This is a genomic window from Methylobacterium sp. A54F (assembly GCF_053346035.1).
Genome location: NZ_JBKFBF010000012.1, coordinates 23,786 through 40,895 on the forward strand (window position 1 = coordinate 23,786; position 17,110 = coordinate 40,895).

Annotated in this window: 28 protein-coding genes and 1 tRNA gene; 10 read left to right on the plus strand and 19 right to left on the minus strand. The window is 68.9% G+C overall.

Going from position 1 to position 17,110, the window contains the following annotated elements:
• The first annotated feature begins 1 nt into the window (after position 1).
• The 3 genes from ACLBXP_RS18935 to ACLBXP_RS18945 all read left to right on the plus strand — a co-directional run bounded on the left by ACLBXP_RS18935 (position 2) and on the right by ACLBXP_RS18945 (position 1,898).
• The gene (locus ACLBXP_RS18935) at positions 2-805 is read left to right on the plus strand and encodes an ABC transporter ATP-binding protein (protein WP_447669305.1); all 804 of its coding nucleotides are present in this window, start codon (positions 2-4) and stop codon (positions 803-805) included.
• Between the two features lie 122 nt (positions 806-927).
• On the plus strand, positions 928-1,314 hold the full coding sequence (locus ACLBXP_RS18940) for a hypothetical protein (RefSeq protein ID WP_447669306.1): 387 nt from the start codon (positions 928-930) through the stop codon (positions 1,312-1,314).
• Between the two features lie 149 nt (positions 1,315-1,463).
• Positions 1,464-1,898, plus strand: a complete 435-nt coding sequence (locus ACLBXP_RS18945) for a hypothetical protein (RefSeq protein WP_447669307.1) — start codon at positions 1,464-1,466, stop codon at positions 1,896-1,898.
• A 159-nt stretch (positions 1,899-2,057) separates the two neighbouring features.
• Here the strand turns inward: ACLBXP_RS18945 and ACLBXP_RS18950 are convergent, their stop codons facing one another.
• The 4 genes from ACLBXP_RS18950 to ACLBXP_RS18965 form a co-directional block, all read right to left on the minus strand.
• Positions 2,058-3,110 (minus strand): hypothetical protein, encoded by a 1,053-nt coding sequence (locus ACLBXP_RS18950; protein WP_447669308.1) that lies wholly within the window; start codon positions 3,108-3,110, stop codon positions 2,058-2,060.
• Between the two features lie 181 nt (positions 3,111-3,291).
• Complete coding sequence (locus tag ACLBXP_RS18955) at positions 3,292-4,326, minus strand: cytochrome-c peroxidase (RefSeq protein ID WP_447669309.1); 1,035 nt, start codon at positions 4,324-4,326, stop codon at positions 3,292-3,294.
• 71 nt (positions 4,327-4,397) lie between these two features.
• Positions 4,398-4,970, minus strand: a complete 573-nt coding sequence (locus ACLBXP_RS18960; protein WP_447669310.1) for a sigma-70 family RNA polymerase sigma factor — start codon at positions 4,968-4,970, stop codon at positions 4,398-4,400.
• Complete coding sequence (locus tag ACLBXP_RS18965; RefSeq protein WP_447669311.1) at positions 4,967-5,134, minus strand: NepR family anti-sigma factor; 168 nt, start codon at positions 5,132-5,134, stop codon at positions 4,967-4,969. Before ACLBXP_RS18965 ends, ACLBXP_RS18960 begins: the two co-directional genes overlap by 4 nt.
• A gap of 432 nt (positions 5,135-5,566) precedes the next feature.
• On the opposite strand from ACLBXP_RS18965, the gene ACLBXP_RS18970 reads away from it, so the two are divergent.
• Together ACLBXP_RS18970 and ACLBXP_RS18975 are read left to right on the plus strand one after the other, a co-directional pair.
• A tRNA-Thr gene (locus ACLBXP_RS18970) sits at positions 5,567-5,642 on the plus strand.
• A 177-nt stretch (positions 5,643-5,819) separates the two neighbouring features.
• Entirely contained in the window at positions 5,820-6,014 is a 195-nt protein-coding gene (locus ACLBXP_RS18975; RefSeq protein ID WP_447669312.1) for a hypothetical protein, read from the plus strand.
• 88 nt (positions 6,015-6,102) lie between these two features.
• Here the strand turns inward: ACLBXP_RS18975 and ACLBXP_RS18980 are convergent, their stop codons facing one another.
• Both ACLBXP_RS18980 and ACLBXP_RS18985 read right to left on the minus strand, forming a co-directional pair.
• Positions 6,103-7,392: a Y-family DNA polymerase gene (locus tag ACLBXP_RS18980; RefSeq protein WP_447669313.1), complete on the minus strand. Its 1,290-nt coding sequence runs from the start codon at positions 7,390-7,392 to the stop codon at positions 6,103-6,105.
• Complete coding sequence (locus tag ACLBXP_RS18985; RefSeq protein WP_447669314.1) at positions 7,389-7,844, minus strand: LexA family protein; 456 nt, start codon at positions 7,842-7,844, stop codon at positions 7,389-7,391. The genes ACLBXP_RS18980 and ACLBXP_RS18985 overlap by 4 nt, the downstream gene beginning before the upstream one ends.
• Positions 7,845-7,963: 119 nt before the next feature.
• On the opposite strand from ACLBXP_RS18985, the gene ACLBXP_RS18990 reads away from it, so the two are divergent.
• The 3 genes from ACLBXP_RS18990 (at position 7,964) to ACLBXP_RS19000 (ending at position 9,132) form a co-directional block, all read left to right on the plus strand.
• Positions 7,964-8,212: a DUF6894 family protein gene (locus ACLBXP_RS18990; protein ID WP_447669315.1), complete on the plus strand. Its 249-nt coding sequence runs from the start codon at positions 7,964-7,966 to the stop codon at positions 8,210-8,212.
• A gap of 13 nt (positions 8,213-8,225) precedes the next feature.
• The gene (locus tag ACLBXP_RS18995) at positions 8,226-8,480 is read left to right on the plus strand and encodes a hypothetical protein (RefSeq protein WP_447669316.1); all 255 of its coding nucleotides are present in this window, start codon (positions 8,226-8,228) and stop codon (positions 8,478-8,480) included.
• A 340-nt stretch (positions 8,481-8,820) separates the two neighbouring features.
• Complete coding sequence (locus ACLBXP_RS19000; RefSeq protein ID WP_447669317.1) at positions 8,821-9,132, plus strand: hypothetical protein; 312 nt, start codon at positions 8,821-8,823, stop codon at positions 9,130-9,132.
• 60 nt (positions 9,133-9,192) lie between these two features.
• Here the strand turns inward: ACLBXP_RS19000 and ACLBXP_RS19005 are convergent, their stop codons facing one another.
• Positions 9,193-9,525: a HigA family addiction module antitoxin gene (locus ACLBXP_RS19005; RefSeq protein WP_447669318.1), complete on the minus strand. Its 333-nt coding sequence runs from the start codon at positions 9,523-9,525 to the stop codon at positions 9,193-9,195.
• A 509-nt stretch (positions 9,526-10,034) separates the two neighbouring features.
• Entirely contained in the window at positions 10,035-10,244 is a 210-nt protein-coding gene (locus tag ACLBXP_RS19010) for a hypothetical protein (protein WP_447669319.1), read from the minus strand.
• Between the two features lie 132 nt (positions 10,245-10,376).
• Between ACLBXP_RS19010 and ACLBXP_RS19015 the strand changes: the two genes are divergently transcribed.
• On the plus strand, positions 10,377-10,925 hold the full coding sequence (locus ACLBXP_RS19015; protein WP_447669320.1) for a PAS domain-containing protein: 549 nt from the start codon (positions 10,377-10,379) through the stop codon (positions 10,923-10,925).
• A gap of 245 nt (positions 10,926-11,170) precedes the next feature.
• On the opposite strand, the gene ACLBXP_RS19020 is transcribed toward ACLBXP_RS19015, so the two are convergent.
• From ACLBXP_RS19020 to ACLBXP_RS19055, 8 genes are all read right to left on the minus strand, one after another.
• Entirely contained in the window at positions 11,171-11,419 is a 249-nt protein-coding gene (locus tag ACLBXP_RS19020; protein WP_447669321.1) for a DUF6894 family protein, read from the minus strand.
• A 747-nt stretch (positions 11,420-12,166) separates the two neighbouring features.
• The gene (locus ACLBXP_RS19025) at positions 12,167-12,391 is read right to left on the minus strand and encodes a hypothetical protein (protein WP_447669322.1); all 225 of its coding nucleotides are present in this window, start codon (positions 12,389-12,391) and stop codon (positions 12,167-12,169) included.
• A 7-nt stretch (positions 12,392-12,398) separates the two neighbouring features.
• A complete protein-coding gene (locus ACLBXP_RS19030; RefSeq protein ID WP_447669323.1) occupies positions 12,399-12,812 on the minus strand; it encodes a hypothetical protein in 414 nt (137 codons plus the stop codon).
• Between the two features lie 90 nt (positions 12,813-12,902).
• On the minus strand, positions 12,903-13,157 hold the full coding sequence (locus tag ACLBXP_RS19035) for a hypothetical protein (RefSeq protein WP_447669324.1): 255 nt from the start codon (positions 13,155-13,157) through the stop codon (positions 12,903-12,905).
• Positions 13,132-13,605, minus strand: a complete 474-nt coding sequence (locus ACLBXP_RS19040; RefSeq protein WP_447669325.1) for a hypothetical protein — start codon at positions 13,603-13,605, stop codon at positions 13,132-13,134. Before ACLBXP_RS19040 ends, ACLBXP_RS19035 begins: the two co-directional genes overlap by 26 nt.
• The gene (locus tag ACLBXP_RS19045; RefSeq protein WP_447669326.1) at positions 13,605-14,666 is read right to left on the minus strand and encodes a peptidoglycan-binding protein; all 1,062 of its coding nucleotides are present in this window, start codon (positions 14,664-14,666) and stop codon (positions 13,605-13,607) included. Before ACLBXP_RS19045 ends, ACLBXP_RS19040 begins: the two co-directional genes overlap by 1 nt.
• A 27-nt stretch (positions 14,667-14,693) precedes the next feature.
• Complete coding sequence (locus ACLBXP_RS19050) at positions 14,694-14,936, minus strand: hypothetical protein (RefSeq protein WP_447669327.1); 243 nt, start codon at positions 14,934-14,936, stop codon at positions 14,694-14,696.
• Positions 14,937-14,941: 5 nt separating this feature from the next.
• Positions 14,942-15,352, minus strand: a complete 411-nt coding sequence (locus ACLBXP_RS19055) for a septal ring lytic transglycosylase RlpA family protein (protein ID WP_447669328.1) — start codon at positions 15,350-15,352, stop codon at positions 14,942-14,944.
• A gap of 91 nt (positions 15,353-15,443) precedes the next feature.
• Here ACLBXP_RS19055 and ACLBXP_RS19060 point away from each other — a divergent pair, with 91 nt between their 5' ends.
• Entirely contained in the window at positions 15,444-15,620 is a 177-nt protein-coding gene (locus ACLBXP_RS19060; RefSeq protein ID WP_447669329.1) for a hypothetical protein, read from the plus strand.
• 222 nt (positions 15,621-15,842) lie between these two features.
• Here ACLBXP_RS19060 and ACLBXP_RS19065 read toward each other — a convergent pair whose 3' ends face one another.
• The 3 genes from ACLBXP_RS19065 to ACLBXP_RS19075 are packed head-to-tail and all read right to left on the minus strand — an operon-like array spanning position 15,843 to position 17,108.
• Positions 15,843-16,217, minus strand: coding sequence for a hypothetical protein (locus ACLBXP_RS19065; RefSeq protein WP_447669330.1), 375 nt, complete (start codon positions 16,215-16,217; stop codon positions 15,843-15,845).
• Between the two features lie 4 nt (positions 16,218-16,221).
• Complete coding sequence (locus ACLBXP_RS19070) at positions 16,222-16,488, minus strand: hypothetical protein (RefSeq protein ID WP_447669331.1); 267 nt, start codon at positions 16,486-16,488, stop codon at positions 16,222-16,224.
• 59 nt (positions 16,489-16,547) lie between these two features.
• Positions 16,548-17,108, minus strand: coding sequence for a hypothetical protein (locus ACLBXP_RS19075; protein ID WP_447669332.1), 561 nt, complete (start codon positions 17,106-17,108; stop codon positions 16,548-16,550).
• Positions 17,109-17,110: the final 2 nt, after the last annotated feature.

Consider the following 17,110-nt stretch of genomic DNA (forward strand, 5'->3'; position numbering starts at 1 on the left):
CATGTCCACACTTGCCCATCTCGATCTCTCGCAGGTCGGCATCAGCTTCACCCGCGCCGGCAAGACCACGGAGGTCCTGCGCGACGTGAACCTCAAGCTCGCCAAGGGCGAGTTCGTCTCGATCATCGGGCATTCGGGCTGCGGCAAGTCGACGGTGCTCAACATCGTCGCCGGGCTCCTCAAGGCCTCGACGGGCGTCGTGCTTCTCGACGGCAAGGAGGTCTCCTCGCCCGGGCCCGAGCGGGCCGTGGTGTTCCAGAACCACTCGCTCCTGCCCTGGCTGACGGTGCGCGAGAACGTCTCGCTCGCCGTCGACAAGGTGCTGGCGAAGAAGAAGTCCCGCGCCGAGCGCGCGGCGTGGGTCGAGCACAACCTCGCCCTCGTCAACATGATGCACGCCGCCGACAAGCGCCCGAGCGAGATCTCGGGCGGCATGAAGCAGCGCGTCGGGATCGCCCGGGCGCTCGCCATGGAGCCGACCGTGCTCCTGATGGACGAGCCCTTCGGGGCGCTCGACGCCCTCACGCGGGCCCATCTCCAGGACCAGCTCATGGAGATCCAGGTGCGGCTGAGGAACACCGTCGTCATGATCACCCACGACGTGGACGAGGCGGTGCTCCTCTCCGACCGCATCGTGATGATGACGAACGGGCCGTCCGCCACCATCGGCGAGATCCTGCCCGTGCCGCTGTCGCGGCCGCGCTGCCGGCTCGAACTCGTCGAGGACGCGACCTACGTGCATTGCCGCGCGGAGGTGCTGGAGTTCCTCTACGCCCGCCACGCCCGGCCCGCCCTCGCAGCCTGACCGACAGGGCCGGATCCCCGGATCCGGCCCGCCCGCGGCGGGGGCGCGTCCCCCCGTCCCGCAACCGATCCGCGGCTCGCGAGTTCTCGGCTGAGCACAAGCGTAACTGCGAACAGGACATCATGAAGCTTCCGATCCTCGCTGCCGCCGCCCTCACGCTCGTGGCGGCCGGCATCGGCACGGCCGACGCGGCCCGCCGGAAGGTCAGCGTCCCCGACCGGTTCGACGGACAATGGAGCATCCAGGTCATTACCCAGGACGGGCCCTGCGACCGGGCCTACCGCTACGGCGTGCGCATCGACCGCGGCGAGGCGCGCTACCCCGGGGGCGACTTCTCCATCAACGGACGGGTCGCGCCGAACGGGATCGTGCGGGCAGTGATCTCCCGGGGCCTGAGCAGCGCGAACGTGGTGGGCCGGCTGCAGCGCAGCGGCACCGGCAGCGGCACCTGGGCGACCGACGGCGGCATCCAGTGCAGCGGCCGCTGGAACGCCGAGCGGCGGGGCTGACCCTTCCCCTCGGGCGGAGTGTGATCGGCCGGCGACAGGGCACGATCCTTCGCGCGCCGCGCGCGAACCGACGCCGGAAAGCCCTGTTCCGGTCGCAATCCTCGGGGAATACTCGTTCGCAGGTTCGGACCGCGTTCGAGGCTTCCCACATGAAGGCATTGCTGCTCGGCACCCTCGCGCTCGTCGCCCTCGCGGCCGGTGCGGAGGCCCGTTCCGGTCAACACCGTCCGGCGCGCGAGGACGCCGCCGCGCAGCTCGACCCGCTGCGCAAGGCCGCGACGGATTGCTTCGCCGACACCGTGATGGCGAACCCGGCCGCGATGCGCCATGCCCGCGCCGGCAACTGGTACCAGGCGGCCGGGGTGATCGGCTTCCTGTGCCGGCCCGAGGTCGACGCGATGGTCCGCGCCCACGACCGGCTCTTCGGCAACGGCGCGGGCGCCCGCTACTTCAAGGGCGCCTACGCCCACCACCTCGACCGCGAGCTGGCCGAGCGCCTTCAGCCGATGCTCGAGCGGAAGTCGGTCGCGAGCGCCGAGCCGCCGGCCGACAAGACCCCGGCCGGGGACGCGCCCGCCGAGTAGTCACCGCACGCCCGATCGCAGCGGACGCCGCAGTCCCCCGATCGGACGATCACGAACGACGAAGGGGCCGCCCGGCCATGCCGGCGGCCCCTTCGTCGTTCCGGGCTCCTTCGTCGTTCCCGGCCCCTGAGATGGCCGCGGCCGGACAGCCTCCTGGCTTCAGATCGTCGGCAAGCCGGCGAAGCCCTCGTAGAGCGCCGCGTGGCCCGCGTAGTAGAGGGTCAGGAAGGCCGCCAGCGCCGCCGCGTAGTAGGCCGGCGCCAGGATCGCGTCCCGCCGGGTCGCGGGGATGCGCCGGTCGTCGGCCGCGATGGCGACCAGCACGACGATGATGCCCGAGTGGCCGATGGCGTCGACCTGGCCGAACTCGGCGATCGCGGCGACGAAGACCCCGGCGAGGATGATCGCGGAGAGCCTGCGCACCAGCGGCGTCCAGACCAGCGCGAAGGCTAGGGTGAACTCGATGACGCCGGCCGCATCCATGAACAGGGTGCTGGAGAAGCCCATGGTCATGGTGGGCTTGGCCGCGATGAGCGGGTCGGTCCAGTGCGGATAGGCCCACTTCTCGACGGAGGCCCACATCAGCGTGACGGCGGCCGCGTAGCGCACCACGTCGAGGGGCCGGACGCCGAAGGCGGTGCGCCCGAGCCCGGTCAGGATCAGGTAGGCGGCGATGCCGAGGAAGATCGGGTAATCGGCGAGGTGGAAGGCGCCGTAGGTCCAGGTCGCGAAGCCGAACAGGATCACGATGCCGAGACCGGCCAGCGGCAGCGTCCGGTCCCAGATCAGGCAGGCGGCGATGGCGAGCTGGAGAAGCGGCACCCAGGCGGCGTCCGTCCGCAGCTCGGGCGTCAGGATGATGCCCCCGAGCGTCCAGAGCGACACGAAGAAGAAGCCGAGCACCGCGCGCACCAGCAGGCCGGTATCCGCCCGCAGGCGGGCGGTCACCCGGTCGAGGGCGTTGAGGAGCGCCGTGCCGAACGGCGTGCCCTCGGCGAGGCAGCCGAGCATCAGGGAGGCGAGCGCGAGGCCGACCAGCCACTCGAAGTTCGCGCACAGGACCTGGTCGAGGCCGCGGGGCTGCCCGGCGACGTCGTAGGCGCAGAACCACTTGACGTGGGCCGCGGCCTGTCCGGTGCCCGCGAGACCGAGGGGCAGGGACAGCAGGACCGCTGAGCAGAGCGGACCGCAACGCGTCCTAGAGCGCCACATCGAAGCCTCGGCAATACGCTGAACAACCGGAGAGGACTTCACTGTGCAAGCGTTCGACCGTTCGCGCCAACGGTTTGTTAAGAGACCTTACTCAAAGGTTAACGCTGTGGGTTGTGGGCGAAAGGCACGCCGGAACCGTGGGTCGACGGGGGTCGATGGTGCTCGAAAAAGGCCGGTCTGATCAGGGCCGCGGCGGTACGCCGGTGAGCGCCGCGAGCGCCGGCACGGCGTTCGCGTCCCCGCTCAGGGTGCGCAGGAAGGCGACGAGGTCGGCCTTCTCGCCCGCCGTCAGGTTCAGGGGCCTGATCTCGGGCGAGCGGCTCGGGCGGGCGATGCCGCCGCGGTCGTAGAGCTCGATCACCGCTTCGAGCGTCGCCAGCGAGCCGTCGTGCATGTAGGGCGCGCGGCGCTCGATCTCGCGCAGGCTCGGCGTCTTGAAGGCGTGCTGGAGGGCGAGCGAGGTCGGAAAGAAGCGGCCGCGGCCGAGGTCGCCGTCGCGGGCGACGCCGATGTCGTGGAACGACCCGTCGCTGAACGACCAGCCGCTGTGGCAGGCGGCACAATGGGCCTTGCCGTTGAACAGGTCGAAGCCGCGCTTCGCGGCGGGCCCGATTGCGGCCTCGTCCCCGGCGATCCAGCGGTCGAAGGGCGCGGGCGCGGAGACGATCAGCCGCTGGAAGGTGCCCAAGGCCTCCTCGACCCGCGGGCGGGTGATGGCAGCGTCCGGGAAGGCGCCCGCGAAGGCCGCGGCGTAGCCCGCGTCCGCGGCGAGCCGGCGCAGGAGCTCGTCCTCCGGCAGGTTCATGTTGCCGGGCGCCGTGATCGGCATGAAGGCGACCGATTCGAGGTCCCGGAACTTGCCGTCCCAGCCGAGGCGGCCCTCCTGCCAGGCGAGGTTGACGAGGGTCGGCGTGCGCAGGTCCATCGCACGGTCGTGGCGGCTCTGCGCCCGCGCGCGCCCGTCGCTCCAGCCGAGATCGGGCACGTGGCAGCTCACGCAGGCGCGCGACCCGTCGCCGGACAGGATCGGATCGAAGAACAGCCGGCGGCCGAGCTCGGCCTTCGCCTGCGCGTAGGGCTTGTCCTCCGGGAACGGAATCGCGGCGGGCGCCCGGTAGTCCCGGCGCCAGGCCGCGCGCGGGTCCGGAGCCTCGAGACCCGTGGCGCCCAGCAGCATGACGAGCGCGGCGAGCGCTGCGCCGACCTTCCACATCATGACCGACCTCGCACGCCTCCCTGATAGGCCCCGCGGCGTTGAGGATCTGTGAACGCTGCCGGCGTCGCGCCTCAGGTCTGGGCGAGGGCCGCGCGGGTCAGGGCATCGGTGCCGATGTCGTCGGTGCCCTGCATGCCGAGGTCCTCGATCAGGCGGACGCGGGCGCGGCTGACGCGGCTCTTGATGGTGCCGACCGCGACGCCGCAGATCTCGGCCGCCTCCTCGTAGGTGAAGCTCTGCGCGCCGACGAGGACCAGGGCCTCCCGCTGGGCGAAGGGCAGCCGGTCGAGGGCCGTCTGGAACTCGCGCATCTCCACCCGCACGTCCTGCTCGGGCAGGCTGGTGAGGCGGGCCGCCATGGCGCCGTCGGCGTCCTCCACCTCGCGCTTGCGCTTGCGCTGCTCGGAGTAGAACAGGTTGCGCAGGATGGTAAACAGCCACGCGGTCAGGTTCGTGCCGCGCCGGAAGCTGTCAGCTTTGGTCCAGGCCCGCACGAGGGTGTCCTGCACGAGGTCGTCGCTGCGGTCGAGGTCGTAGGTCAGCGAGAAGGCGAAGGCGCGTAGCGCCGGGATCGCGCCGAGGAGGAGATCGCGCATCTCGGCATCGGCGCCCGGGGGCGTGCCGACGGGAACGGTCTGCATCATCGCGCGGACTCCTCGGGTGCGGGCCGGGCGGCGAGAGTCGCGAGCAGCACCTCGAAGCGGACGGGGACGGGCGCGGACAGGACATCCGCGTAGAGGGCGCGCAGGCCCTGCCCGATCCGGCGACGCGCCGCGGGATCGAGACGGCCGCGCGGGGTCGAGCCCACGCGGCAAGGGATCTCCGAAGAGGCCTCAGAAGGGGCTTCCCAGGGAGCCTTGCCGTTCCGATCCGCACCGTGTCCGCCCGTCATCGTCGCCCTTCGGGTGAGGCTCGACGATTCCGCACCGCCCGGCGGCATGCCCCGTCATCCGGAGGCCGCGGCCGGTGCATCGCCGTATCGGCGTCGTGCTAGCGATGGCGGATTTAACGGGTTCTGAAAGCAGCATTCATCTGGGCTTAATCTTTCGATGCCCGGCTGTTTTCTGAAACAATCAGAAATAAAGGCTGCTGCTAGACGTCGAAAGCGTGGCCTTGTTATTCAGATGAACTGTCGAGCTTGAACCGGCGCTGAACGGGCGGGCGCCGGACCCCCGGCTGCGGTTCGGACACCGCTTCGGACTTGCACCGTGCCACCCGCGCTGGTAGCGCAGGCAGCCGAGCCGGTTTAGCTCAGCTGGTAGAGCAACCGCCTTGTAAGCGGTAGGTCGCGAGTTCAAGTCCCGCAACCGGCACCACCTTATCCCCTTGGAGAGTCAGGGCTTTCTGTATTTCTCCAGGGGTTGCGCCGTCGAAATAGATGCGAACCGAGCGAGAACAGAAGGGGGCATTTGCGGCGCTTCGAGACAGGAAGTCCCGAAAAAAGTCCCGAACTGGTTGCTCGGACGTTCCTGCCGGCTCGGTCTGAGAGCGACATGGCCGAATCATCCACCCTCGGCGAGCTCCACAAGGCCAAGGCGAACACCGAAGTCGAGGTCCGCGCCGCGGTAGACGCCTGCCGCGTGGACCTGACCACGAGCCTGTTTCTGCTCGGAGCGGGCGATGGGCTCGACTTCTCTGGTGCGATCCGCGTGCACGAGCCTGCAACGAAGGCGATCACCGCCTCGTAGGCAGACGACGCGTTCCGACGGCCAGGATGCGAACGACGCTGATCCTGGCTCACCGACCCCTTGACCCGACGCCTCTGGTCGCGAGGGCTCACGCATGCGCCGTGGGCAGCTCGCTCACCTGAGTGGTGTAGCGCGGCGTGCGCATCTCGAACTTGGTGTTCCACGCCCGCTTGGGCTCGAGCCCAGCGCGCGCAGGCACCACGCTGCCGCGACCGAAGCGCGCATTGCAGGTGTCCATCGCAGCCATCAGCGCGCCGGAGCGCTCGCGATCCATCCGCCCAATCAGCGCCCGCGGGCTGTCCGCCAGCCGCATCAGGTCCGTAGTGATCACCCCGGCCTTCGAGTAGCGCCATGCCCGCTCGGCAGGCTCCCGCCAGGTCTTAGCTACCCCGTGGCAAGCCGCGCGAATCAGCACCAGCGTGTCGTTCGTCGCCTCCGGCAGCGTCACCGTCGTCGAGACCGAGCGCATCGGCTCGCCGCGGTCGTGCTCGCTCGTATGGTAGAAGACGCTGACGTGGTTGGTGCCGAGCCCGCCGCGCCGCAGCTTCTCGCCGAGCCGCGCCGCGTGCGCCGCCACCGCCTCCTCCAGCGTCGCCCGGTCGGTGATGCGGCTTGAGAACGAGCGCGTCACCGCGCAGCCCTTGCGCTGCGCCGGCATCAGCTCGAGCGGCAGGCAGGCGAGCCCGCGCAGTTCGTGGATGATGCGCTCGCCCACCACCGTCATCGCCTTGCGCACCGGTCGCGGGTCGAGGTCGCGCAGGTCCGCCACGCTGTCGACGCCCATCGCCTCGAGCTTGGCGAGAGAGGCCCGCCCGATCCCCCAGACCTCGCCGACATGCACTCGGCAGAGCCAAGCCGCGCGCTCGTCCTCGTCGCAGAGGTCGCACACGCCGCCGAGCTCTGGGATGCTCTTGGCGATGTGGTTGGCGAGCTTGGCGAGCGTCTTTGTGGGGCCGATGCCGACGCAGGTCGGGATGCCAGTCCAGGCCCGCACCGTGGCGCGCAGGTCGCGGGCGAGCTCCAGGCGCTGACCCTCTCGCACGTCCGAGAGGTCGAGGAAGCTCTCGTCGATCGAGTAGATCTCCACGGCCTGCGCGAAGTCGCGGTAGACTGCGTTGGTGCGCGCCGACATGTCGCCGTAGAGGGTGTAGTTCGAGGAGAACACCCGCACGCCCTTCTGGCGGCACAACTCGCGGATCTTAAAGTAGGGCTCGCCCATGCGGATGCCGAGCGCCTTGGCCTCAGCCGTGCGAGCGATGGCGCAGCCGTCGTTGTTCGAGAGCACGATGACGGGCACGCCGGCGAGCTTGGGGTCGAACACCCGCTCGCAGGAGCAGTAGAACGAGTTGCCGTCGATCAGCGCGATGGCGCGGCTCATCGCACGAGCCCGGCTCGCGCGACATGCCAGCGGATCGAAAAGCGCACCACGCCCCAGATCTCACCCTCGGCGAGGTCCTCCACCGCGAAGGCGGGCATGTCGGGGTTGTCGAAGGCGAGGCGCGCGACGTTGCCCTCGATCAGCATGCGCTTGATCGACATCTCGCCGCCGATCGCGGCCACCACGACGCTGCCGTGGCCGGGGTTGAGGCTGCGATCGACCACGGCAAGGTCACGGTCGAAGATGCCGGCGCCGCGCATGGAGTCGCCCGCGATGTTCCAGGCAAAGGTGGCTGGCGGGTTCGGAGCGAGCCAGCGCGGCAGTTCGAGAGCGCCCTCCAGGAAGTCGTCGGCGGGCGAGGGAAAGCCGGCGCAGAGATAAGGACCCAGGATCGGGATGTGGACGAGACCGCGATCGCCTGCGGCTAATGCACCGACACGGTAGACGTCCAAGACCCACTCCCGCAAGAACGAAAGCAGAACAAACAGCAGGCGCTGTCCGAGTTCAATCGGATTGGGCGAAGGGCCGGTTCGTGCCTGTGCACGCCTGTGGATGGTTCAGGAGAAACGCAATGGGTGCGGAGCGTTACCGCTTTCACTGCACGGACGGTCGCGATGCCGTGTTCGATCGGATCGGCAAGCGGCTGAAGAACGCCGAGATGGCCTACGCCCAGGCTGAGAGCATGGCGCGCGAGATGATGGCGGGCTGCGGCGGCCGGCTCGACTGGTCGGGCTGGATCGTCGACGTGCACGATGCCGCGGGGCGGCGCGTCCTTACGCTCGACTTCCGCGATGTGCGGTCCGAGCGGCAGGCAGCCTGAGAGGAGACCGACGATGGCGATGAAGATGAGCTACCTCGTGCAGACCTTCGTGCTGAAGCGGAAGCGCCTCGGTCCGGGCGAGCGGCAGATCGCGCCGACGGAGAACGGGGCGCTGAAGCGGGCCGAGGCCATGGCCGGCCGGCTGCCGGGTACGGCTGCGATCCGGATCGTGGCCGACGATGAGACCGGAGAGTTAGAGAGTGCGGCGATCCTCGGGCAGTTCGGCGAAGTGCCGGAGGATTTCGCTGAGATGCTGCAGGGTGGGTAGAGCCGCTAGGGGCGGGTGGATACATGAGCCCCCGGTCGCGTGTTGCTACTGGCGGGTCTCTAATGACACTGCGAGCCCGCCCCCGCGAATCTGATCACATCATGATAACCTAGATGGTAGCGACGCTAACTGGGGACTTCCTGCAGAAGATGCGGGCGCAGGCGTGAGCACGTGGCGCCGATCTCCTTCGACCAGCTAGACCAAAGAAGTACGTACCCGACGCCGCGGTCAGGCTAACATGATCATGCTGTGACGACGCGGAAGATCGAGCCCTGGCCGCACTGGGTCGGGCACGGCGATCCCGAAGAGGGGCGACCGACGGGGCATGGTAGAATGGGCCTTGATCCTACTCTTCAGCCTCACGATCACGCTGACGGCCGTTATGCTCGCCTCGGCTCGACGCACGCGTGCCGCCCGCGTCAGAGCCCTGATCTTTGAAGCCGTCGAGGCTCTGGCGCCCTACGCCACAGGGGTGGAGATCGAGATCTGGATCCTGGAGCGGACGGGCAAGCTGATCAGCATCGAGGAGATCGGCGCTGTCCTGCGGGTGCTCGTAGACGAAGGGCTCGTGGGCTTTGCCGGTGGCTCCACGCTGTCGGAGATTGGCGTCTGGCGGGCGGGGTACGTGTTGCCCAAGCGCGGAGCGGAATAGGGCTGGTCACGCTGTATCGTCTCACCGGCCACCAATCCTGATAGCTCAATGCCGCGACGGTCAACGACATGCCCTCCCCGATGGATGCATCGTCGGAATCCTCTCCAACTCTTGTGCGATCTCGGGCCTGAGGCGCCATAGGTCGTAAAGGCTCTGAAGGTTGAGCCACGCCTCTGGTCCATTGCCGCAGAACTTACCAAGCCGAAGTGCCATGTTCGGCGTCACGCCTGATCGCTCCATCACGAAGCGGTGGAGCGCCTGCCGTGAGATGCCGAGGTAGGCAGCCGCATCGGGGATCGACATCTCAAGAGCGGCCAGGACCTCCTCGCGAAGAATGCGCCCTGGGTGGGTAGGTGCAGGGGTTAGTCGCCGGACCGCCGCCTTCCTTGCCATCACGCGCCTCCTCAAGCCGACCCAGCACACCTGCCGCAGGCATCGAAATCCCGACGCTTGCTACAATGCGAAATTGAGGCCTAGGACGCCCCCGGGTCGAGACTTGGCGGCACTGGCCGAGCAAGACGAACTACCGAGTGAATGAGGTGAGGTGGCAGGCGCCGCGGCCAGAGAGGTGGGGCTGACCACCAACGCACGAAAAAGCCCGCCGCGGCGCGAGCCGGGCGGGCTAAGGCAGAGCGGCTGAAGGGTCCCGCCAGCACCGCTTGGGGGCGGATACGTGCCGACAGGACCCATGCCGGCGAGAACGCATGCCCACCGACGGAACAGCCATGGCATGTCGCGGCGTCAACGGGTTTCACATAGGTGAACCCAAACGAGAAAAAACCCGCCTCGGAGATCCGAGACGGGAAGTGATCAAGGCACACCCTCACCAGCGAGGATGTGGAAACTTATCATTCTTCCGGTCGATTACTGTATCATTCGCGCTACATCAGCGCTGTTAGAATTTACGCTTTCTCGTCCAAAATGCTACGGAGAGCGTCGAGGGCTCTGTTGCGCTCGGCGTCAGTTTTGAGGCGATACCATAGATTGAGTAATTCATTCGTATCTGCAAGATGGGACGGCGGCACATCACCGTAGAACTGTTCGAGCGGAATGCCGAGACTGTCGGCTATTTGCCGGAGCCTGTCCTCGAGAAACTCTTGATCATCGGCCATGACGCAGCTCGCGATCGGCGCTGTTACTTAAGAACCATGCTATAAACATAGGTTATTGCTTCCCGCAGAAATCCGTCGCTCGTTCTTGGGCGAACCTATGCCCCAGCGTTTGGTTCAGGTCGGGGGGCCAGAATGATTTTTGTGACTGATGTAACTGGACAGCGCACTCACGCGAGTCAGGAGTGGGAGCAGCTCACCGGACAAGAGGTAGGGGCCTCGTTGGGCCGAGGATGGCTCGCCAGAGTGCACGCAGACGATCGTGATGTCGCGAACCATACACTCGACACTGCACTGAAAGAAGCCGCAGAATTCAGCATCCGGTATCGCCTGCTTAAGCCCGACAACAGCTTCCGCTGGGTCATCGCCGGCGGTGTTCCATCGTTTGGGCCGCCGGATAGCTCCTTCATTGGTTATCTTGGATCGCTGACTGAGCTGGCCGACGGTGCAACTGATGCGATCGGAGCCTATGGCAACGTCGGTCGCTTCGTCCCGCCACCTACCCATGCTGGCACCGCGCCCAGTTGCATGCTTGATCAAACCGCCGATTGCCTGCTCCTCGCCCATTCCCTGATCGAGCAGGACGGTGGCAAGGCAGCGCTGCCTAGCTTGCGCGTCGCATTGTTCGAGATCGGGCGAGCGCTGGCTGCACGGACGGCTGAGCGGATCAAGCCGCTGAACTGAGTCGGTGCAGGCTACGATTGGGTGCCGCGTCCGCACCGGGCGCAAAGAAGAGAAAGCCAGAGCGGACGCGGCTGTCGGGAGGAGGCCGACGGCAAATTGTTGCATCGAGCGTGCCATACCGCCACTGCTTCCTCATTCGCTATTGCGCAGAAGTCAGTCGACGAAGGCCATCGCGAGAGCCAGGCCGAACTGCAGAAGCACGAGAGCTAGGAAGATTGCCCAGGCCCCGGGCAGCAGCCTCGGCGTCATGACCGGCGCTCATATTCGACGAGCGCCTCCATGTTCTGGAAGTCCAGGCGAAAAAGGGTAAGCCCGCGCTCGTCGGTGACCTCCATCTCCCAGTTTTCCTGACGAGGATGCTGGTCGGAGATGCGCTTCAGGTACTCGATCGATAGACGGATCGCGCGGGCCATCGCATCGGCGTGGTCCGTGAAGTCTGCGCCCTCACAATCGGGCAGGCTCGTGCCGTCGCAGACGTTGAAGTAGAAGCGCAACCCGCGTTCCTCCGCCATAAAGGGGCGGGAGCGAGCGTGCTCTCACTCGTGCGCGTGCCAAGGTTAGGGCGCCCGATTGCAGCGAGGCTTAAGGGGAGTTCGGCGGCGCCGCTTTCACCCAGGTTATGCCGCTCGAGCCTGCGTCGATCTGTGCGATCCAGGCGGGCGCGATCCGGGCACTCAATAAGGAGCCCGCCGCGGCCGGAGCCGGGCGGGCTGAAGGGGTCTCAGGTGGGAGCGGGATCGTGCTGGCTGCGCGCGTCGGGATTATGGCGGCCAGCGCCCTCGGTCATTCCGCACCAGCCGAGGTGATTGCGGGGGCAGACCTCGGCTGGCGCAGACGACCGGCGACGGCATGCCGGCGCGCCTATCTCCTCGGGAGCCGCCGCGAACGCAAGCACGAAAAAGCCCCGCCAGCGCGAGGCTGACGGGGCGGAAGGTAGATCACCCTGGGATGGGTCAGTGAGTAGACGACCGGGCGGCCAGCTTTCATCCCGGCGTCGGCCGGTCCCGCCAGTTCCACACCGTAGCGGTCAACACGATCCAGATGCTTAGGAGGAGCAGCGACAGGCGCCGCAGCTGGCAGTTGGTGATGTGCGTCAGCTCGGCCCTAAAACGCAGAAAAGCCCCCGCGGTACCGGAGCGGAGGGCTCCAGCACCACGGGGGCACACGCATCAAGCGAGTGAGATCGGTCTTACGATGATCGGCCGGGGCTCAACCGCGACGCGCGAGGGTGTTGACGAATGTTAACGGTCGATGCACGGCGCCCGCACTACTTCGGCCGGCGTCTCGGCGATGAACAGCACGGCCGGCCCGGACAGCCGCAGGAGCGTCCGGGCGCTCGGCCGCAGCGGATCCGGGGGCTCCGGCGACCGTGCTGTGATGATCGCCCCCCGGTTCACGTAGACCGGAGCGGACGGGCCCTGCACGGCCAGGGCATGGGCCAGCGTCAGCAGGATGAACCAGGACATCCGATCCTCAGGGCTGGCGCAGCCGCTCGATGCGGCCCCGCAGGCCCTCGTCGTCTCGGTCGAGATCGGCGAGCTCGTCCTGGATCTCTGCCGCGCGACGCTCGAGCGTGACGCGGCGCGCCGGCTCGGCCTTGGGCGCCAGCGCGGTGTTCGCCCCGAGCTCGAAGCGCAGGCGCGCCTTCTGCTGGGTGATCGCCTTGCGCTGCAGCTCCAGGGTGGTGGCGGCGAGGCCGTCGATCTTCTTGCCGGTGGCGAGGTCGGACGCCTCGATCCGGGAGACGACGGTGGCGACCTTGCCCTCGACGAAGGCTTGGCTCGCCGGCAGCGGCAAGCCGAGCGCGGTATAGGCCGCGAGGAAGCTGCCGCCGACCCCGAGCGCAGCGGCCCCGGTCTTGGCGTGTTCGATCAGGACGGAGATCATGGTTGGCCCCCAAGGCCGGAAAGGCGCGCCGGTGTTCCGGTCGCGCCGAGGGTGACAAGGCCCGCGAAGGTTTCGCGAGCCTTGGGTGGGTCAGCGGGCGAAATCCGCCCGCACGCGGTTGATCCAGGCCACCGCCCGCAGCCCGCAGGCGGTCTTCGCCTTGTCCTGGACGATGGCCCTGCCGAGGATGCGCACGGTGTCGCGCGTGGTCAGATCCCGGTCCGGGATCTCCGGGAAGGCCTTGCGCAGGCAGGCCTCGACGTCAGCCGGCGGCGGCGGCAGCGTCACCCGGTAGGCGACGGCCGCGCCGAGGCTCGGGTCAACGGGAGCTGCCCCGGAATGCACGCAGGCCCCGAGCGAGGTCGCGAGGCACAGCGATGTGATCACGGTCCGGATGGGCGTCCGCGGCATGGTTCAGGTCCTTCAGAGCTTGGAGGGCGGCTTCGTGATCTTCGGCGTCGCGTACGGCCTGGGCGCCGATGTCCCGGGCGGCTGCATCGGAGAGGTCGGCGCGCTCGGTCTCGGCGGCTAGCGCCCGGGCGTGATCGCGGATCAGGACCTTCCGACCGCCCTCGGCCTCGGCGGCCTGCCAGAGCGGGCCGGCCGCGGCGAGCACGGTGCCGAGCACGAGGACAGGGAATTTCCAGCGGGGCGGCAGCGCGTAGAGGCCGAGGCCGACCACCACGAGGATCGCGACGCCGGCGAGGAAGGCGCCGATCGAGACCGGCAACAGGGTGATGAGGAGCGCCTTCAGGAAGGCGAACTGTATCGAGAGGGGCGAGAAGTCGGGCATCAGGCGGGCGCTCCAGCGAGACGGGGGAAGCGGCGCGCGAGGAAGCCCGGCACGGGCCGGCCGGCGTCGTCCCAGCGCGCGTAGAGGGCGTAGAGGGCGCCGGCGACGATCAGGGCGCCCATGACGAGACCGAACACAGTGCCGGCCGAGATCTGCTGGTGGGCGCTCTCGGCCTGGTCTTTCAGCTCGCCGACGCTCTGGGCGACTTCCGCGAAGCCGAAGGTGCCCGCGACGCCCGCACCCTGGACGGTGCGGCTGCGCGCCAGGTTGGCATTCTTGCTCGCGACCGCGAGCGGCTCGGCGGTGTCGAGCGCGGCGAGCGTGCCGTCGTCGAGCTCGCCCGTGACGGGCAGGCCGGCCTTGCGCTGCAGCAGCTGCACGGCCGCCGTGGTGCGGTCGCCGTGGTCCCCGTCGACGGCACCGACCGGGTACCGCAGCGCCTTGAGCTTCGCCTGGGCCGGGATCGTGCGGACGGCAGCCTTCACCTTCGCGAGGTAGGCCCGAGCGTCGGCGAGCCCGTTCACGCCGCCGTTCACCCGGCGGCGCAGCGCCTCCAGGTCATCGGCGTCGGCGAGCGCGTTGCAGTCGTGGTCCGTCCAGTAGGTCAGCGCCGCGGCAAGCGCGCTGGTGGGCTGCCGCAGACGGTCCGGATCATCCTCGAAGCCGGCGGCCCGGTAATTCGCCCGGCCCGTGGTCTGCAGCATGCCGCCGCCGCGGTAGCGCCAGCCGTCGCCTGGGCGCACGTTCCCGAGGTTCGGGCGGTTGCCGTAGACCTTCTCGGCGAGCGCCTTGGGGTTCCGGGCGAAGGGCTTGGCGGCCGTGAGGCTCGGGAACCGCTTCGGCCAGACCGCGCACAGCCGCTCAGCCGAGTAGGAGAGGTTCTCCTCGAGCAGCCGGAAGCCGCCGGTCTCCGCCGCCACCTGGGCGAGGAAGTGCGCGATCCGGAGCGGCGTGGTGATCTCGGCCTCCATGAGCCGGTCGTCGGCCGCGACGAGTGCCGCGATGATGTCGGCGCGCGCGGCGGGCGCGATGGCGCGGAGGATCCGCTTCCAGTCGGTCATGAAGATCACCAGGATGAGGAGGGCGGCTCAGAACGGGATCGTCAGGCGGATCCGTGCGGGTGCCAGGTCGTCGAGCTCGAGCGTGCGCAGATGCGACCCGGCGGCGGCACCCGAGACGATGAGCGTGCCGCCGGGCGGAATCGGGCCGGCCGAGAGCATCGCCTCGGCGGGGGCCATCCGCTTCGGCAGGCGGGGCAAGGTGCGCGGGGCGGCGAGCGCCGGCGCCGTCAGGGTGGCGGCCAGAAGCGCGCCGGCGAGGGCGAGGCGCATCGCGGTCAGCCCCGACGGTGTCGGTGGCGGCGGTGATGCGTGGCGCCGTCGCCGAGCTTCACCACCGTGATTTCAGCCCGGATCAGCCCGCGCCGGCCCATGCCGAGCTCGCGCGCCTTGCCGTCGGTGAGGTCGAGCGTGCGGTGCAGACGTGGGTGGGGCCCGCGGTCATTGACCCGACACTCCACCGAACGCCCGGTCGCCCGGTCGGTGACGCGCAGCACCGTATTGAACGGCAGGGTCCAGTGCGCACAGGTCGGGCCCTGGGGGTCGAAGTCCTCGCCGTTGGCCGTGAGCTTGCCGCTCTCGTAGCCGTAGTGCGAGACGGTGCCGCTGAAGGAAGCGGCGCAGGCGGGCGCGCTCGCGAGCGTGAAGCAAGCGAGGGCGGCCCGCAGCGCGAAGCGCTGCAGGAGCATGGTCGGTCTCCGAGTTGAATGGACGATCCGCCGCGGAGCGGCTGGACCGGGTTATGCGTCGACTCCGCGCTCAGCGCCCGTGGAGGCCGCGATGCCGATTTTTCAGATCCGCGTATGCGCCACCGGCGAGGTCCTCTGGCGGGGTCCCGCCCGGGACGAGCTGAGTGCGCTCGACGCCATGGCGCGCGAGGCTGGCTATTACGGCCACCCTGATCTGCCGGCGCGACTCTGGCCCAGCGGGGTGATCGTCGAGCGGCTCAACAACTGAGGAGCAATAGGCGATGGGCGAAGACCTGGTGATCCTGGCCCTCTTGGCGTTCGGCGGTAGCGGTCTGATGCTCGGCCTCGGTGCGGCGCTCAAGCCGAAGGATCCGCGCGAGTAAGGCTCGCCGCGGATTGAGCCGAGATCGCCCGGTCGATTGGGCGCGGAGACCCGCAGCGCGAGGCGCTGCAGGAGCACGATCGGTCTCCGGCTGAGAGGAGTGCGGTGTCAGCCGGCCGGGCGGATGATCGTCGGCTGGATCACGAAGCGGCCGACCGTCACGGTCGAGCGGTTTCCGTCGGCGTCGGTGACTTCGGCTTCGTGGTAGTAGGCGCCAGGCGGCAGGTTGAGCGTGTCCTCGGTCTCGATCGTGAAGCGAAGCGACCAGACGCCGTCGACCTGCACGATGGTGAGCTCGGCGCCGGTGGCCTTGCGGATGAGCACGCGCTTCGGCTCGGCGGCCGAGGTCGGCGCGTCCCCCATCCACCAGGCCGCGGTCGCGTCCGAGAGGTTCGGTGCGCTCTTGTCGGCGTCGCGCACCGGGATCGTGACCCGCCGGGTGTCGCCAGCCCAGAGCGCAAGCGTCTGATCGAGGGCCGGCATGGGCTCAGGCCTCGGCCGCCAGCGCGGCGTCGACCTCGATGAGGGTCGCGTAGCCGAGTGTCACGATCTTGTCGGCGCAGCGGTCGGGCACGCGGATCTCGGCGCCGGCCGGCACCTTCCAGACGGCGCCCACGAGGTCCGTCTCGGAGATCTCGGCCCGGGCCACCTCGTAGGCGCGGAGCCGGGCGAGGTCGTTGACGGGGACCGGCGGCGTGGCCGGATCGAACACGAAGCGGTGCTCCACCGTCTCCGTCATGCGGATGATCTTCATGGGGCGCTCTCAGGGGTGCGAGGGGAAGGGGGCGGCAGCCGCCCGCGGGCGGCCGCCTGTCAGGCCGTTGCAGCGGTGGCGGTGACCGTGACGTTGAGGACGTCGCCGCTCTGCACGGTGCGGCTCGCCGCGAAGTCGGATGCGCCGACCAGCGTCCCGGCGGTGCCGTTCAGCGTCGCGTCCGTGGTGACGAAGGCGCCCGTGACCGTGGCGGTGGCGTTGATGTTGAAGCTCGCCTTGGAGGCCGAGTTGTCGACGGACTGCGCTGCGACCGCGCCGAGCACGAGGGCCTGACGCGCGCCGTTCGAGTAGGCGCCCACCTCGGCCCAGCCTGCGTGCGAGGCCTGCGTGTCGGAGGCCGCGATGGTGCCGCCGCCCTTCAGACCCACGTAGAAGGCCGCCGTGTAGGCGTTGCCCTTCCAGTACCGGCTCAGCATGTCGTTGAGGCCGGCGTTCGTGGTGAGGTTGGTGACGGTCTCCTCCCACTTGAGCCGCCCGTCCGCATCGAAGCACTCGAAGTGGTGGACGGTGACCGGGATGAGGCTGGCCTCCAGGGCCGCGGACATGAATAGAGCGGCCCCGGCAGCGACGCCGGCGCCCAGAACATCGTTCGTCTGCATCG

What these genes read in the sequence shown, in the direction of transcription:
- ACLBXP_RS18935 (WP_447669305.1), top strand. Translation starts at nt 2, where the DNA reads ATGTCCACACTTGCCCATCTCGATCTCTCGCAGGTCGGCATCAGCTTC.
- ACLBXP_RS18940 (WP_447669306.1), top strand. Translation starts at nt 928, where the DNA reads ATGAAGCTTCCGATCCTCGCTGCCGCCGCCCTCACGCTCGTGGCGGCC.
- ACLBXP_RS18945 (WP_447669307.1), top strand. Translation starts at nt 1,464, where the DNA reads ATGAAGGCATTGCTGCTCGGCACCCTCGCGCTCGTCGCCCTCGCGGCC.
- ACLBXP_RS18950 (WP_447669308.1), bottom strand. Translation starts at nt 3,110, where the DNA reads ATGTGGCGCTCTAGGACGCGTTGCGGTCCGCTCTGCTCAGCGGTCCTG.
- ACLBXP_RS18955 (WP_447669309.1), bottom strand. Translation starts at nt 4,326, where the DNA reads ATGATGTGGAAGGTCGGCGCAGCGCTCGCCGCGCTCGTCATGCTGCTG.
- ACLBXP_RS18960 (WP_447669310.1), bottom strand. Translation starts at nt 4,970, where the DNA reads ATGATGCAGACCGTTCCCGTCGGCACGCCCCCGGGCGCCGATGCCGAG.
- ACLBXP_RS18975 (WP_447669312.1), top strand. Translation starts at nt 5,820, where the DNA reads ATGGCCGAATCATCCACCCTCGGCGAGCTCCACAAGGCCAAGGCGAAC.
- ACLBXP_RS18980 (WP_447669313.1), bottom strand. Translation starts at nt 7,392, where the DNA reads ATGAGCCGCGCCATCGCGCTGATCGACGGCAACTCGTTCTACTGCTCC.
- ACLBXP_RS18990 (WP_447669315.1), top strand. Translation starts at nt 7,964, where the DNA reads ATGGGTGCGGAGCGTTACCGCTTTCACTGCACGGACGGTCGCGATGCC.
- ACLBXP_RS18995 (WP_447669316.1), top strand. Translation starts at nt 8,226, where the DNA reads ATGGCGATGAAGATGAGCTACCTCGTGCAGACCTTCGTGCTGAAGCGG.
- ACLBXP_RS19005 (WP_447669318.1), bottom strand. Translation starts at nt 9,525, where the DNA reads ATGGCAAGGAAGGCGGCGGTCCGGCGACTAACCCCTGCACCTACCCAC.
- ACLBXP_RS19010 (WP_447669319.1), bottom strand. Translation starts at nt 10,244, where the DNA reads ATGGCCGATGATCAAGAGTTTCTCGAGGACAGGCTCCGGCAAATAGCC.
- ACLBXP_RS19015 (WP_447669320.1), top strand. Translation starts at nt 10,377, where the DNA reads ATGATTTTTGTGACTGATGTAACTGGACAGCGCACTCACGCGAGTCAG.
- ACLBXP_RS19025 (WP_447669322.1), bottom strand. Translation starts at nt 12,391, where the DNA reads ATGTCCTGGTTCATCCTGCTGACGCTGGCCCATGCCCTGGCCGTGCAG.
- ACLBXP_RS19030 (WP_447669323.1), bottom strand. Translation starts at nt 12,812, where the DNA reads ATGATCTCCGTCCTGATCGAACACGCCAAGACCGGGGCCGCTGCGCTC.
- ACLBXP_RS19040 (WP_447669325.1), bottom strand. Translation starts at nt 13,605, where the DNA reads ATGCCCGACTTCTCGCCCCTCTCGATACAGTTCGCCTTCCTGAAGGCG.
- ACLBXP_RS19045 (WP_447669326.1), bottom strand. Translation starts at nt 14,666, where the DNA reads ATGACCGACTGGAAGCGGATCCTCCGCGCCATCGCGCCCGCCGCGCGC.
- ACLBXP_RS19050 (WP_447669327.1), bottom strand. Translation starts at nt 14,936, where the DNA reads ATGCGCCTCGCCCTCGCCGGCGCGCTTCTGGCCGCCACCCTGACGGCG.
- ACLBXP_RS19055 (WP_447669328.1), bottom strand. Translation starts at nt 15,352, where the DNA reads ATGCTCCTGCAGCGCTTCGCGCTGCGGGCCGCCCTCGCTTGCTTCACG.
- ACLBXP_RS19060 (WP_447669329.1), top strand. Translation starts at nt 15,444, where the DNA reads ATGCCGATTTTTCAGATCCGCGTATGCGCCACCGGCGAGGTCCTCTGG.
- ACLBXP_RS19065 (WP_447669330.1), bottom strand. Translation starts at nt 16,217, where the DNA reads ATGCCGGCCCTCGATCAGACGCTTGCGCTCTGGGCTGGCGACACCCGG.
- ACLBXP_RS19070 (WP_447669331.1), bottom strand. Translation starts at nt 16,488, where the DNA reads ATGAAGATCATCCGCATGACGGAGACGGTGGAGCACCGCTTCGTGTTC.
- ACLBXP_RS19075 (WP_447669332.1), bottom strand. Translation starts at nt 17,108, where the DNA reads ATGCAGACGAACGATGTTCTGGGCGCCGGCGTCGCTGCCGGGGCCGCT.